We start from the raw sequence: 15873 nt of genomic DNA, 5'->3' as shown, positions 1-15873 counted from the left end.
TGTATTCCGCTTTAATAATAGGTTGCAAACTCTTCAACCGGTTTACGATATCCACGTAAACGACGACTACTTTCTTTTTCCTTGCCGATTGTAATCATCAGTGCAATTTCATGCGTGTCTGGCACATTGAAAAGAGCTCTCATTTTTTCTTGATCGAAACCAATCATTGGACATGTGTCCCAGCCACGATTTTTCGCTGCCAACATGAATAACATAGCTGAAAGGGATGCATTACGAATTGCATCTTCCTTCATAAATTCCTCGCCACGTTCTTCGTAAAAATTCGTATTTTCATCAATAAGATTCTGAAGCTCATAGTCCGTTATAATTCCCAAATCAACCATCCCCTGGCTAATATGGGCCGTTTGCTTATAGGCGTCTTTATCTCCTAATACTAAAATTACGCCTGAAGCAGTGTGCACCTTGTATTGACCATATGCCGCTTCGCGTACACTTTCTTTCATTTGTTCATCTAAGACTATGATGTACTCTGCATGTTGTAAATTAAATGCAGATGGCGCAAGCTTCACATCCTCTAAAATTGGACGGATATCTTCCTCGGTCATTTGGACCTCTTGGATAAAATTGTTTGCGGAACGGCGTTTATCAATTAGCTTTGTAAATTCCACTTATACGACCCCCAAATATTAAAACTTTACTCATATTCTTTATCGAAAGAATGCGTACTTCTTACAGTATTAATTGGTCGTACTAACCCTTCGATTTGTGCACGCTTAGGTTCTAAGAAAGGTGGCAATGATAATTTTTCACCAAGCGTTTCGTAAGGCTCATCACCCATAAAACCTGGACCATCTGTTGCCCATTCAAATAAGATTTGCGGTGCTACACGCGCATAGAGTGATTCAAAAAAGTGACGGTTTACGTAACCAGATGTATGAAAACCAAAACCTTCTAGACGTTCTGTCCACTCATTTAAAACAGCACGATCTTCTACACGGAAAGCAGCATGATGCACAGTACCAAAACCTTGACGAGCTACTGGTAGTACTGTGTTATATTCTACCACTATTTGTGCACCGTTACCGCCCTCGCCAACCTCAAATAAGTGGTAATCACCTTCTTCTGCAATTTCTGTGAAGAGCATTACTTTTTCCAGCATTTCTTTAAAATATTTAAAATCAGCAACTCGCACAAATACGGGTCCTAATCCTGTAATTGCATACTCGAGAGGGATTGGACCATCTTGCCATGGTGTGCCTGAAGCAACACCTGTGTTGTTTTCGTCTGAAATAAGTTGATATTGTTGGTCATCAAAATCAACGAAAGATAGTGTTTGCTTACCGAATTGCTCTTTTATGCCTGTATGTTTAACTTTTAGACGATTTAATCGTTTTACCCAATAATTTAAAGCGCCATCAGTTGGCACGCGGAAAGATGTTTTTGAAATCTCATCTGTACCATGAACACCCTTTGAAATATTTGGGAAGTCAAAGAATGTCATATCTGTGCCTGCACTACCTTTGTCATCTGCAAAGAATAAGTGATACGTTTGAATGTCATCCTGATTGACCGTTTTTTTCACTAAACGCATGCCTAACACATACGTAAAAAATTTATAATTTTCTTCAGCGCTACTTGTAATAGCTGTAACGTGGTGGATTCCCTTTAAGTGATTCATATTATTAACTCCTTCTATTTATCTCAGTTTCGAGATATATGTGTAAAAAATTTTTATTTTTTAGCGGCATTAAGGCCAACCTTTTTTAGTAACAGGGTCATTGTTTCCACTTCATGTGGATCTAATACTTCAAAAATCTCATTTATAACCTGCTCATGCTGTGGGAAAATTCTTTCCATCATTACCTGTCCCTCGCGTGTTAATAATACATAGGTAACACGCCGATCTCTAGGACAAGCACGACGATAAACAAGACCTTTGTGCTCAAGCTTATCAATAACATACGTAATACTACTGCTAGCAATTAATATTTTCTTACCAATGACTTGAATCGGCTGTTCGCCAAAATGGTACAAAAATTCAAGTACCCCAAATTCTGTTTGATTTAAATCATATTGAAGTAAATCCTTCTTTGTCGCATCTTGAATTGCTTGATAAGCTCGGAACATGACCGTAAAAGCTTTTAAATTACGATTGCCTTCCTTCATACGACTCCCTCATTTCAGTTACCTTGAAATTAAATATCTTTAATTCGAGACAATAATAACACAGGGTCTATCAAACAGCAATTATTTTCACCTCTCTTCATACGGACTAGGCAAACCCTAAAATCTTTTTTCCAGTTTGTCTACAGTGTGAAATTCCCTATACAAATAAATGCATAGGGAACTTTATTTACTTTATTTGTTTAAATTCTTTTTCGGTGCCATCAGAAAACTCCACTTCAACTTCAATAGATTGGAAGTCGTCTGCAATATGAAATACTGAAATTACCTGTTCAATCACTTTATCATTGGGTGTTGTCGAATCAAATGTCAATTGTTTAAATAATGGCTCTAACTTTGTATAAGCCTCATCACCTTGGAGCTTTTCATTGTTACGATCATCTTTTAACTTTGCTTCGATGCCTGATTTTTTATTTTCAAATTCTACCTCATAGGACTCTGTTGCAGAATAATCAACATCCAATGAAAACTCTAAAAAGTTAAACTCCGTTAGCTCGGCAGTATCTTCGTTCACTTGTTGCGTAGCATTTTGCTCAGTAGGAGCATTAGCGGGTACATTTTTTACCTCATCCTTATTACAACCATACAGCACTCCTGCTAGTAAAAGCGCTACTAATAAAAACTTAAAACTTCCCATTTCACACACTCCTTTCTATCATTATTATTCCCAAATAGAGAGCAAACAAACCTAAAAAGAGCATCTCCTCAAATGAGGAGACGCCCTTTCCGCTAAATGGTATTCATCTAGTGCATAAAGTTAAATTATTAGTAGTAATTACGACTACTATTGTGCTCGTTAATGGCACGTGCTAAACGAATTGTCGAAACGGCTAGATCAGCATATGTCACTTTTTCAGTAGCGTTAAAATTATTTTGCTGCGCATCGATTAATCCCATCGCACTTGCTAAAGCAACGTATCCTGCGTACTTTGGATCAATAGTGCCAGCATCAGCGAAGTTTAACTTGTAAATGTCGCTATGCTTTGCAGCATTTTCTAAACGTAGTACACGGACATACCATTCCGCAAGCTCTTGACGAGTCAATGTTGCATCTACTGCAAATTGATCAGCTGGTTGTAAAATGCCCATCGTTACAGCTTGTTCAACGATAGCATACAATGGATGCTTACTATCTATATTACTGAAGGATTGCTTACCACCCTCTTCACCCTGAGGACCAAAGTAGCCATATGTCATAGATTTCAGCATTATTTTCAATGCCTCTCCCTTTGTCACAGCTGTATTTGCATTAAAGCTTGCTGGGTCTTTAACTTCTAACACATTTTGGTTCAATAAGTAATTCAACTCATCAGCAGCCGTTGGATGAGAAATTAATGGTTTTTCTTTTGATCCTTCTATACTATTTAGCCATTCACCAGTGATGGCATCAATTTGATTGTATAAATTACCACCAAAAATTGGAGAATACACTAAATCAAAGTGCTGTTTATCCTCACTATCTTGCTTAGCATACTGGAGCTGTAACTCAAGTGCCTCACTATAGGATGCTTTTGCTTTATCAGCCGAAATAGCCTTGCTTGCATTTGGCCAATTATCAATCTTTTGCTTATTAATCGATAAAGAACCTAGTGAACCATCAGCACCAATAGTTACATACAATTCATCGCCAACAACTGCAATATTATTTACAACACGCGGGAAGGAGAAGTGATATTGTTTGCTATATTGATTAAATTCAACATCATCAATTGGTTTCGAATATTCATGCACATAGGATGGAGCCCATTCCTTTAAGTATTCGATAGCCTTCGTCAATGCTGCATCCTTAGAAATAGTAGTTTCTTTATCACTTGTTTGGGTGAATTCTCTACGTAAGTCATGGTACTGTAAAATTTCACCTGTCGCTTTATTAATTTCAAATGATGAGCCTGAGCCACCGTTAGCATACATGTACATATAACCTACTGAGTAAATTGTCTCGCCATTTTCATTTTCTCTTTCATCAACCATTTCAATCTGTAGCTTTGCTTTGTCAGAATCAACTTTCAAGAAAGATTTTGCAAATTCTTCAACCTCTGCTATCGTCATGCCACTCTTTCTCGGTGAAAGTGGTTGTGATGAAAGCTTTTCTACGCTTTTCGTCTTTGGCACATTTGAAGTGAAGCCATTCGCTGTTTGCCACTGTCCTGTTAAAGCATGTACGCCGTTGAAACCTGCAGCTGGCATATAGACAAGTTTTACATTACGGTCGCCTGTGTGATAGTTATAATCAATAAAATAACGTAGTTCTACTGCCAAGTTATCACGAACTTGTGCCAGTATATCTGCCTCATTCTTTTTCTGTTCTAAACCATCGAATGTGGCCTTACTATTAGACTCTGTATTACGATACATACCAGTAATTTCTCCATTACCTAGAACATCAATAGAGATTTGCTGATCGCTAATCGGCACACCATTATGTGTTGGCGAGTAAACAAATGAGTAAGAAATTGGCTGTGATAGCGGTCTATTTATATTAATATCATAACCAAAACCGAAGCCATCTTCTCTCAGTTTATAGTTTGCCGTATTCGGAAATTTTTTCAGAAAATCCTGTGCAATTTTTTGAGCCTCAACCTCTGAATACTTTGCAGGGTAGACAGCATCTGCTATGTTAGCAGGTTGATAATGGAAATTTTCTAATTCTAAATCGTCTCCCTTAAAGGTAAAACTACCATAAACATCTTTACCATTGATTGTTTTATGGAAGCCTAGTTCGTAACGGATTGCCGTATCATCTCTAAAGAAATGCCCACGTCCCGTATGGAAATCATTATCTGTTACGAAATTAAACTTATCGGGGAATAGTGTACGCAATTGCTTAATAAGCGTGCTTTTTGTAACATTCGTCTCCGTTGAAGCTACTTGAATCTCAATTCTCTCTGGTGATTCCTTTCCATTTGCAGAAGCATGTGCAATGGGTGAAAGCACACCAACAGAAAATGCAGTAGACGTCAAAATAATTCCTAACTTTTTAAATTTACCCAAAATATCCCTCCTAAAATACTATTTACCATAATTATATACTACATTACCAAAATTGGGAATGTTATTTACAGATTATTTCCACTTTGAAGAAAATAGATTGGGTATTGAGTAAAGGTAATATCTATAATTCCTCATTTCTTCACCACATCAAAATTCGAGCCTATTAATAACCAGTTTTGTGGGAATGGTAGACCTAGCTTCCAATAACCAACCCCTCGAAGCTTGTACTGTTTGATTAAATTGAACTTGGCTTGTATAGATCTTGCGTCTTCAAACCAAACAATATGTGCTCTTCCTTGTTCATCGTAATATTCAAAGAAAGGTGCTTGCGCCCTCCAATCAAATTGAATGGCTGCATTGTATTTCTTAGCTATCTCAATAGCTCTTTGTGGACTAACTGCCTCAGCAATGGGACCTCCTTGCACAAATGGCAGTGTCCAGTCATAACCATATAGGTTCTGTCCGAGCAATATTTTATTGGCAGGTATTTCACTTACCGCATATTTTACAACTGCCTCTACTTCAGGAAGTGGTGAAACAGCCATAGGTGGACCCGCTGAATAGCCCCATTCATAAGTCATTAGCAATACAAAGTCCACAATTTCACCATGTGCTTTGTAGTCATGCGCAACACCCCACGGACCCTGCTGATCGGCACTCGTTTTCGGAGCAAGTGCTGTAGAAACCGTATAACCCTCTGCATGGAACCGCTCCACTGCTCTTCTTAAAAAATTGTTGTATGCCTCTCTTTGATCACCTGGTAAATTTTCGAAATCAAAATGTATATCCTTAATGCTACCTACTCGCTTTGCTTCTTTAATAATGTTATCAAATAGTAGATCTTGTACGGCCGTACTTTGGAAAATATCCCTTGCTAACTCGCCACTAAACCGGAAATCTTCCAAATTGGAGATCACCATTGCCAGTGCCGCCCTGGTATCATTAGCAATTTCGGGCACACCTTGGCTTGGTGGCACCTTTAGTGTCCCATCTCTCCTTACCTCATAGCTAAATAAGGCAAGGTACGTTAAATAAGGTCCCGCTTCTCTTGCTTGACTCAATAGTGCTTCACTTACAGATGTACCCCTCGGCTCTAAATATGCCAATGTTTCAGCCCTTGTTTTCGGAGCTGGCGGAATATAAAGTCGCATACCAATTGATAAAGGCTGATTTGGATTCATGCCATTTACCTGTGCTAGCGTTAAATAATTGATACCAAAGCGTTGTCCAATTGACCATAGACTATCTCCAGGCTGCACATAATAAAAACTCCCCACAATTGGAATTACAAGTGCTTGCCCAATGACTAATTTATTAGGTTCGGGAATTTGATTGGCGTCTACAATGCTCTGAACTGATGTCCCATAAGCTTGCGCAATACTCCATATGGACTCACCTGCCCGCACAACATGTATTTGAATGTGCTTGCCTCCTCCTTAACGTGATGAAATCATACCTATAAAGCTTATGAAATGGTTAAGGAAAACATGTCATTGTAAAACACACATAGTTAGGTAGTAATTTTTTAAGTTCGTACATTTAAATCTACAAAAATAAGAGCCATATAAAAAAGGTCCACCGCTTATTTATTTTTAAACATAAAAAACCCCCCATTTACTTCTTGTCATGGGAGGCTTGTCATATTTTATTTTTGCACAGTGGACTTAATCATTTCAAACAATAACGGCACATTCGTTCCACGTTGAAGAGAATTACAGCCATCCATTAAAAAAGCCCAGCTTTCTTTCATTTTTTCCCGATAAGAAAGTGCTGGATTCACAGGAAGAAACGCGCCAAGATATTCTTCAATCGAGCCGGATAAGTTCTCAATAAAGGTATCCGCTTTTAAAATCTTTTCAGTCGCAACTTCATTGCGCTCATTCCACAAAACATGCTCTAAATTAGTGGAAAAATAAAATAGCTGATAAGGTACTTTTAAGCGATTAATACTAAAATAATCATTGGCTATTAGAATTTTGGCGTTATTAGCCTTCATCTCATTACGTTGTTCAATCTGCTCTTTACGCTTCTCTGTTTTTACGAATATTGCATCCTCTGTATAATATAAATTTTGTTCAATATCAGACTTTACCTGTACAAATTCTGGTGCGATAAAACAACCATCTGCATCTGTAATATGAACAACAGCGGTTAGATCCTTGGCTAGAAATTTATACTTTTCTAAATAGTTATGAATAACTCGTGCTACACTGTTTTTAATATTGGGTATATTCTTTTTAGCATCCCATTTTGTTAAGATATCCTCTCGTTGCACATCAAAGCGAATCGTCGAATTAACAAAATGCTCATCTAAATAATCTTCTAAAACAATTTGTTCAGTTTGTCCTTCTACAATAATTAATAATACCTTTTTAGTCATATTGCACACCTGCTTTTCTAAAAGCACGTTTAATTTTAAATGTTTTTGTTTCCCTATAAACCTCTTCGTCCTGTCCGCCTAGCTGAATGGCACGTAAATAGACATCTCTCGCATTATTTACTTCTTTAATGCCTTTGAGTTGTATATAGCGGCAATTTTCATTTGTCGTCGTAAACCATAAATTTTTAATGGCAAGCACCTCTAACACACGTAAATTATGAGACGTAAAAATAAGCTGTCCTTTCCCGCCCTCATCCATCACTGTTAACAACTCACCTAATAAATATTCAAATATACCTGAATCTAATTCATCGATTACCACACAAGCATTCGGATTATTATAGACAGCGATTAGTACACTAAGAACTGAAATAATTTTTAAAATCCCCTCTGATTCAGTACGAAGAGGTAATTCTCGGTCACCTCGCTGCGATAAAAACTCAAAACGTATCCCCTTTTCACCATTATCCAATGTCTGTTCTGTAATAACATTGATCTTAATGGTAAGCCCTGGAATAATCGTGGCCAATACGCGATTACTTTGTTCAATCACTTCGCATAATACATAAAAAGCATCTTCTGGTAATAACGCTGGTCCATTCAAATCATAAGAAATTGAGCCACGCGTTCTTTCTAAATGGACGCTAAATGGCATAAACCGCTCTTCAAATAAAGGGGCGATGTTTTGATTGTTTACGACATGCAAGTCTTGATTAAAGTCGATTGCCAAATTATGCAACAGTTCCATTTCTAGTTCTGTCAACTTCTCTCGTAACAATAGCTTTAGATCTTTGTGAAAGATAAAAGACGTATATTGCTTTCTTGCTAATTGATGGATGACAAGCATTTTAACACGCTGTTTTTCATTCATATCTGCGAGGGATACATTACGTATTTGCACATCCTCTTCTGTCACATACACAAGAACCTTTGTGCGTTTGCCTTTTTTGTTTTCTCTGTAAGTCACTCGTTCGGCCGTTGTGTACAGTCTTTTTCCATCTTCTTGTAACTCCACGAAATAATGGACATAAAAAGTGCCAAATTGATTTTCCACAAGAAATTCTATATCGATACTTGCTTTGTCCGCCCCTGCCATAATCATTCGTTTTTCTCGAGTAGGCAGTTTAACGTCAGCAAGCCAACCAGAAATGAGCGTCTTCAGTAAACCAAATGCATCAACAATTGTCGTTTTCCCTGAACCATTTTGTCCATATAGACCAACAACATTTGCTTTAAAAAAGGACTCAAAATCCACCGCAAATGTCATCTCACCCTTGCGTACATTTCTTAAATTTTGCACCTTTATTTTCTTGATTTTTATTATCGCCATTATGTTTAAACATCCTTAAAAGTATTTTCTTCTATTATAATTAATTTTGTTATATTTTATAACAAATTCACATTTAGTATCTTTGTTCTGACTTATACTTAGCCTTTAACCTATAACAAATACATTAAAAGACATAACTTAGAAAAGAAAATTTAGAAGTGTACAAACAGAAGGCTTCCTTTAATGTTCAGTATGAACTATGGGAAGCCATTCATGTTATTTCCTTATTCTTCTTTAAGTTGAATTATGTAGTTCGAGGTACTATGTCAAGAACAAGACAGCATTATTCATTTATTTGAGTACACAGACGTTAAGATAGGACATCCACTATCAATTTCACATTCATACTATTATAGTATTTTTTTTGGACAACTATATGCATTGATACCTAAGTTAAATGGTAAAAAAATACTAAATATTTCATAGTAGCATCAAAGTTTTACTGTTTAAATAGTTAGTTTTTTGGGTTGTGAATCGTATTTATAGGCAGTATAGTGGATTTAGATTAGGAAATGAATGGATTACTTTACTATTTTATCAAGTAAATACTGACAAAAAAGTAAAAAGAATACCATATGTAATTACATAAAACTAGCTACTTGCAACATTATGTCTATTTCATTTACATTTTGCCATTACATCATCGGATGTCCATTTTCACTAGAAATATGTCTTATATGTAATTTTAGGAGGAAGAGAGAGTATGAAAAAAAGTAAGAAAAAGCACTTGTCAATCAGCAAAAAATTGACGGTGATAATGGTAAGTATTTTATTGTTATTCGGATTAGTCACTATGGGACTCTCCTATTATATTGTAAAAAATAGCAATTTAAAAGATATGGATCAATCTCTTTATGATAAAGGGATGATTTTATCTCAGACAATTGATATTAATACATTAAATTCTATATTGGAACAACCAAGCGCTGATAATCCAGATGCGCGTCTTTTGACAAAGGAAATGGATAAAATCAACGATGCTTCAGACATTATCACAAACCTATTTCTTATTACAGTAAATGGTGAAAATATAAATGCTCCCGTTCTATCGTCCAGCGTTCTGGATTTGGGTGCACAATATAATCAAGACATGATTGAAATGGGGCTATCCTCTGATTTTCTAGCAAGAATTAAAGAGGTATTTGAAACACAGAAAGCAACTGCAACCGATATTTACAGCGATGACTTTGGCAGCTATAAAACTGGATTAACACCTATATTAGCTGAGGATGGCTCTATCCTAGCCGCTTATGCAATTGACTATGATGTATCCATGGTAACCGCTAAAGCGATGTCAGAAGTATTATGGACACTATTAGTGACAGTCCTATTTTTAATTGGTTCTTCAATCGTAGTTTATTCGCTATTGAAAAGGAAGCTAACACCTATTCAACAGCTTTCACAACAATCGCGAAAAGTAGCTGAGGGTAATTTGGAGCTGGAAGTCTTGCCCGTTAAATCAAACGATGAAATCGGTTTGTTGACAAATAACTTTAATCTCATGATTGAAAATCTGAGAACAGTCATTCAAAGTGCAACCAATGTTTCATCACGTGTCTCAAATTCGGCACATGTCTTATCTACACATATGCAGGGGGCAACAGATTCATATAACAATGTAGCTTCATCCATGCAAGAAATTGCTGGAGGTGCGGATTTACAAGTGCAAAAAGCACAAGAAAGTACAATAACGATTGAAGAAATGAGTATCGGGATCCAACGTATCGCTATGACGTCAAATCAAATATCGGAATCCTCTATTCTTGCATCAGAGGAAGCTGAAAAAGGAAACGATTCTACCAACAAATCTGTGGCGCAGATGAATGCAATCAGTGACGCGGTAAATCAATCAGCTGCATCCGTTAAAATGTTAGGTGCACATTCAGGTAAAATCGAGGAAATCGTTGGTATTATTACAGGGATTGCATCTCAAACAAATTTACTCGCATTAAACGCTGCAATTGAGGCTGCTCGTGCAGGAGAGGCAGGAAGTGGTTTTGCTGTGGTCGCAGATGAGGTACGCAAACTTGCTGAGCAATCAGAGGCATCCGCGAGAGAAATTTCTACACTAATATCTCATATCCAACATGATACAAATGAATCTGTCAATGTGATGATACGTGCTGTGGAGGAAGTAGACAATGGCTTACTAATGATTAACGATTCCGAGAAGTCTTTCGGCCAAATTCTAACATCGATTCATCAAGTTTCAGGTCAAATTCAAGAACTATCGGCAACAATCGAAGAAATGGCAGCAGGTATGGAGGAAGTAACTTCATCCGTTCAGGATATGGAGGAATTTTCGGTACATTCTAGAGATAATACTCGAGGTGTGGCTGAAGCGTCAGTTACTCAGCTAAATACTGTCAACAAAGTTTCAGACGAGGCGCAAGTGTTAACTGAGCTGTCCACTGAATTATTGACTGTTGTTCATACATTTATAGTGAAATCATAATGAAAAGGTATTCAGTGGGAATGACTTTTCCATTGAATACTTTTTTTACAAGATAGGAGTTGTCATGATTGAATTTAAAACAAGGACTGGATTTAGTTACACCAAATCATAAAACAAATATTTATGACCAACAAATGCTACTTGCCAATCGTACGCAACTGATAACGAATGAAGAAAAAAACCTATATCTTGCGTTAAATCAAACAAAAGCCTGTTATGAAAAAGATAAAACTATACCGGAAATTTTTTATCAATCAGCGTTGCTGTTTGCTGATCGAATTGCACTTTCTTTTGATGGTGGCACAATGACTTATCGTCAGCTAAATGAACACTCCAATCAGGTTGCACATATGCTGGTAGCGAATGGGCTACAAAAAGGCAATTATGTAGCGATTGTCATGGAACGTTGCCCGGAAACTGTGGTCAGCCTGCTCGGCATTTTAAAGGCTGGTGGCGTATATGTGCCCATTGATCCAAGCTACCCGAGAGAACGTTGTCATTACCTATTGAACGATACAGGTGCTCCATTTATATTAACCAAAGTTGAACATACTCAATTACTTAATGATTTATTACATAGCGATTTTCACTCTCGTACCATATTTACACTGAATCAAACGGAACAAGCTTTTTCAAAAGACAATATCAACATCGATTTAGCTCCTGCTGATTTAGCCTATATCATATATACATCGGGATCTACAGGCAAACCAAAAGGGACGATGCTCAGACATTATTCTGTTATCAATTTAATAACGGATAATCAAAGAATTTATCAATCTTCCGAGCAAGATGTCTTTTCTCAATTTATCTCCTATAGTTTTGATCCATCTATAACGGAAACATTTACAGCTTTCTTCTCCGGTGCTAGATTGCATATGTTAACAAGCTTAGAACGGGTATCGATTGAGGCATTTGCTGATATGATTAAGCGTGAACAAGTGACAGCGGCTACTGTACCGAATGCTTTCTTTACTCAACTTGCTACCTATTTGCCTATAGAGCACAAAGATTCATTGTCATCTCTTAAATATTTGTCAGTTGGTGGAGAAGCACTTATGTCTGCTGTTATACAAAAGTGGCAAGAAAAATTCGGCATATATACAGAAATTATTAATGTCTATGGCCCAACAGAATGCACAGTTTTGTCTTCCTATTACAGGGTGAAAGATTATGTAAAGGACAGTCAATCAAGTATACCTATCGGCAAACCTATTGCAAATTATGAAATGTATATTGTCAATAAGGAAGGACAACTTTGTCCTATCAATGAACCCGGGGAATTATATATCGCAGGTACTGGTTTAGCTGCTGGCTATTTAAATCAGCCTGAAAAAACTGCTGAAGCATTTGTCCCACATTTATTTTCACATGAGCCTGAGAAATTGATGTATCGAACAGGCGATTTAGTACGCTTATCACCAAGTGGCGTCATTGAATTTGTAGGTCGCAAAGATTCACAAATCAAAGTAAGAGGATTTCGAATTGAGATAGGAGAAATCGAAGCTGTGTTGACCAATCAACCTAGCATTCAAGAAGCAGTTATTCTCGCAAAGAAAATGGATGATGGCAATAATAGCTTATACGCGTACTACACTTTATCCGGCGGTGAACATGTAGAACAAGAGGAAATCCGCACGTATTTGGCACGTAATCTACCTGAATATATGCTACCTGAGCGCTTAATTGAAGTGCAAGAAATGCCCTTATCCCCTACCGGTAAAATCGATCGTAAACAATTAGCTAAGATGGATGTTGCAACACCGGTAACAAGTCGCTATGATGCACCTGAAAATGCTATACAGCAAATGTTAGCGCAAGCCTGGGAGCATGTACTTGGTATTGAGCGTGTAGGAATTCATGATAATTTCTTTCATATTGGTGGACATTCACTCAAAATACTTGAAATTCTTGTTCAAGTAAAAAAACATGCACCAATTCTAAAAATCCAAGATTTCTTCCACTATCAAACCATTGCAGAATTAGAGAACTATATAAGTAGCTACCAGTTTGAGGATAATGATGCAACTGCTCAAACTCAATCAGCTGACTTTGTACTGAAGGATTTGATGGAACCAAGTGCTCTGCCAATCGCTCAAAGCACAAAACCATTGCCAATGAATACTGTTTTACTAACTGGGGCAACCGGCTACTTAGGTAGTCATGTTTTATACGAGCTATTGGATAAAACGAACGTCCATATATACTGTCTGATTAGAGAAGGTTCACATGCAACACCGGATGAAAAATTAAAAGATACTATACAATTTTATTTTGAAGATGCAAGCGTTGCCATGCTGGAAAAGCGCGTTTCCGTCATTCAGGGTGATTTAGGAAAACGTGCACTCAATTTATCAACCGAGGACGAACGTACACTTGCTGAAGAAATCGATGCGATTATTCATTGTGGTGCCGATGTAAGACATTTTGGAGCAGCTGCACAATTTCACGATGTCAATATTGAGGGCACGAGGTACTTGCTTGACCTTGCGAAACGCAAAGCCGGCGTGCATTTCCATCATGTTTCAACCATTGGTATTTCAGAGGAGCTCGCTGCAAGACAATCGGTACCTAATGAAGGTCATGGAGATGTTGACTACGATGTTTCACTTGAAAATGTTTATAACCAAAGTAAATTAGAGGCAGAGAAGCTTGTTAGAAATGCTGTGCAAGATGGGATGCCAGTTTCTATTTACCGCGTAGGAAATTTAACTTGTCACTCTGAAACAGGTAAATTTCAACGTAATATGGATGATAATGCTTTTTATCGCATGATTAAATCCGTGCTTTGTTTAGGGAAAACGCCGGAAGCGAACTGGCTTGTTGATTTTACACCGATAAATTATGCAAGCCAAGCACTTGTTGCATTAGCTCGCCAGCCTAAATCGAACGGACATACATTTCACCTGTGCAACCCTGTCCCCTTACCATATCTCGATTTTATGGAAGGTCTGAAGGATCTTGGCTATGAGTTAGAAATTATAACGGCAGAAGCGTATGAACACTGGTTATTGAACGCGGAGCATCCACACGCTTTACACGAATATTTATCATTGGCCATTGCTCAACTCGATGGTGATGGAGCAAGCAACTCCCCATTTATATTTAATACGAATAAGACACAAGCATTTCTTATGAATACGGATGTCACTTGTGCTGAGCCAAGTCCAACCTTTATCCGAACAATGGTTAATTATGGCGTCCAAGTGGGCTATTTTCCGAAGCCGATACCTGTTGGAGTCAAATGATGTCGAGATTAGGACGGATGAAAAGTGGTATACACTTATGCATCCCTCCTGTCGGCCCACAATTATAACAATGGGAATCTGATGCTTTTTTATTTAATCTTCCCCATGAGTAACATAAGTCAGTATATTTATTACAGCCACCGCTAAACGAATTTTGACATAACAAGAAGCCCCTATTACAGCGATTTAACTGCAAAGGGGCTTCTTGTTTTTCATATGGTTCAGGTATGTGTAACTCAATGTTTTTATGCCATCTCGATTGATTGGATGACAGCAAATATCATTTTCAAGATAGCCTCGTTCAATCTATTTAAACAAGTCTGGATACATTTCTTTTGCTAAAAGTTCCATCCCATCTATTGTGTTATAGCCATAACCAAATAAATAATTGTAATCTACTATATACATCTGTTTATTTTTGATTGCCTTCATGCTCGATAATTTTGGATTAGCATAGATCGCTTCACGCACTTTTCCAAGATCCGAGCCATCCCAGTTCGGTATGATTAAGACATCTGGATCAGCCTCAATAAGTGTTTCAACACTTACATCTCCTGCTTCATCCTTAAATACATTATCTAACTTAATCATATTAAAAGCATCATTGAAGAATGTTTCACCATGTGCTGGATAGACAAAAAGCTCTTTTGGATCGTTTGTATGCAAATAAGCAAAAGTTTTGTGCTCTTTAATGCTTTCTAATTTTGATGTGATCGCCGTTTGTCTGTCTTTTAGCTCTTTTATAAAGCTATCTGCTTTGTCTTGAACACTAAAAATTTTACCGATGTTTTCAATATCTTTATAAATTGAAGCATACGTTCCGCCTGTAACAGATGACTCTAGTACATACGTTTTAACATTCATATCATTGAGTGTATCTACTGTACCTACACCCCAATCTGCATTATCAAATAAACCACCTCGTCCAAAGACTAAGTCTGGGTTAGTTCCTAAAGTTACTTCTTTACCCACATACTCATCACTTAGAATATTTAATTTCGAATATTCTTCCTCTACTGATTTGTCGGGTTCTCCAAAGTTCGCCCCTACTCCTACAATTTTATCGCCTAAGCCTAAATGCAATAATAGTTCTGCCGCTGGACGAGTATTAGCCATTATTCTTTCAGGTGCTTTATCAAAAACTTGATCTTTCTTATCCCATGTTGATCCGCCTTCAGCTTTCGTAAAGTTTTCTATCGTCAATGGGTAATGTTCTTTCGTTTCTGTTTCCTTTGAGGTACTTGTAGTTGTCCCCCCACAAGCTGTTAATGTTAACATGGCCGCTAAACCAATTCCAAGTAATAATTTCTTTTTCACTGTAATC

The 15873-nt window shown here is 37.3% G+C and carries 11 protein-coding genes; 2 read left to right on the top strand and 9 right to left on the bottom strand.

The window, feature by feature from the left end; all coding sequences use genetic code 11:
- Positions 1–11: 11 nt before the first annotated feature.
- The 8 genes from H131_RS00550 to H131_RS00515 all read right to left on the bottom strand — a co-directional run bounded on the left by H131_RS00550 (position 12) and on the right by H131_RS00515 (position 8846).
- Positions 12–629, bottom strand: coding sequence for a nitroreductase family protein (locus tag H131_RS00550; RefSeq protein WP_010857082.1), 618 nt, complete (start codon positions 627–629; stop codon positions 12–14).
- Positions 630–655: 26 nt separating this feature from the next.
- Positions 656–1639 (bottom strand): ring-cleaving dioxygenase, encoded by a 984-nt coding sequence (locus H131_RS00545; RefSeq protein ID WP_010857081.1) that lies wholly within the window; start codon positions 1637–1639, stop codon positions 656–658.
- 53 nt (positions 1640–1692) lie between these two features.
- Positions 1693–2127: a MarR family winged helix-turn-helix transcriptional regulator gene (locus H131_RS00540; RefSeq protein ID WP_010857080.1), complete on the bottom strand. Its 435-nt coding sequence runs from the start codon at positions 2125–2127 to the stop codon at positions 1693–1695.
- A gap of 187 nt (positions 2128–2314) precedes the next feature.
- Entirely contained in the window at positions 2315–2782 is a 468-nt protein-coding gene (locus H131_RS00535; RefSeq protein WP_010857079.1) for a YusW family protein, read from the bottom strand.
- 128 nt (positions 2783–2910) lie between these two features.
- Positions 2911–5136, bottom strand: a complete 2226-nt coding sequence (locus tag H131_RS00530) for a YcdB/YcdC domain-containing protein (RefSeq protein WP_010857078.1) — start codon at positions 5134–5136, stop codon at positions 2911–2913.
- A 131-nt stretch (positions 5137–5267) separates the two neighbouring features.
- Positions 5268–6557: a glycoside hydrolase family 18 protein gene (locus H131_RS00525; RefSeq protein WP_036129661.1), complete on the bottom strand. Its 1290-nt coding sequence runs from the start codon at positions 6555–6557 to the stop codon at positions 5268–5270.
- Between the two features lie 224 nt (positions 6558–6781).
- On the bottom strand, positions 6782–7516 hold the full coding sequence (locus H131_RS00520) for a hypothetical protein (protein ID WP_010857076.1): 735 nt from the start codon (positions 7514–7516) through the stop codon (positions 6782–6784).
- Positions 7509–8846: an AAA family ATPase gene (locus tag H131_RS00515; protein ID WP_010857075.1), complete on the bottom strand. Its 1338-nt coding sequence runs from the start codon at positions 8844–8846 to the stop codon at positions 7509–7511. Before H131_RS00515 ends, H131_RS00520 begins: the two co-directional genes overlap by 8 nt.
- Positions 8847–9549: 703 nt before the next feature.
- On the opposite strand from H131_RS00515, the gene H131_RS00510 reads away from it, so the two are divergent.
- A complete protein-coding gene (locus tag H131_RS00510) occupies positions 9550–11301 on the top strand; it encodes a methyl-accepting chemotaxis protein (RefSeq protein WP_010857074.1) in 1752 nt (583 codons plus the stop codon).
- A gap of 68 nt (positions 11302–11369) precedes the next feature.
- Positions 11370–14549 (top strand): non-ribosomal peptide synthetase family protein, encoded by a 3180-nt coding sequence (locus H131_RS00505; RefSeq protein ID WP_010857073.1) that lies wholly within the window; start codon positions 11370–11372, stop codon positions 14547–14549.
- Positions 14550–14855: 306 nt separating this feature from the next.
- Here H131_RS00505 and H131_RS00500 read toward each other — a convergent pair whose 3' ends face one another.
- Positions 14856–15866 (bottom strand): ABC transporter substrate-binding protein, encoded by a 1011-nt coding sequence (locus H131_RS00500; RefSeq protein WP_010857072.1) that lies wholly within the window; start codon positions 15864–15866, stop codon positions 14856–14858.
- Positions 15867–15873 lie beyond the last annotated feature (7 nt).

Origin of the sequence: Lysinibacillus sphaericus OT4b.31, from assembly GCF_000392615.1 — a bacterium.
In the GTDB taxonomy this organism is placed as follows: domain Bacteria; phylum Bacillota; class Bacilli; order Bacillales_A; family Planococcaceae; genus Lysinibacillus; species Lysinibacillus sphaericus_B.
Note: the sequence above shows the minus strand (reverse complement) of the source record. Positions and strands in the feature narration are given on the sequence as shown.

Bases quoted from the DNA above. Each gene is read 5' to 3' on its own strand.
- H131_RS00540 (WP_010857080.1), bottom strand. From the start codon at position 2,127: ATGAAGGAAGGCAATCGTAATTTAAAAGCTTTTACGGTCATGTTCCGA.
- H131_RS00545 (WP_010857081.1), bottom strand. From the start codon at position 1,639: ATGAATCACTTAAAGGGAATCCACCACGTTACAGCTATTACAAGTAGC.
- H131_RS00510 (WP_010857074.1), top strand. From the start codon at position 9,550: ATGAAAAAAAGTAAGAAAAAGCACTTGTCAATCAGCAAAAAATTGACG.
- H131_RS00515 (WP_010857075.1), bottom strand. From the start codon at position 8,846: ATGGCGATAATAAAAATCAAGAAAATAAAGGTGCAAAATTTAAGAAAT.
- H131_RS00520 (WP_010857076.1), bottom strand. From the start codon at position 7,516: ATGACTAAAAAGGTATTATTAATTATTGTAGAAGGACAAACTGAACAA.
- H131_RS00535 (WP_010857079.1), bottom strand. From the start codon at position 2,782: ATGGGAAGTTTTAAGTTTTTATTAGTAGCGCTTTTACTAGCAGGAGTG.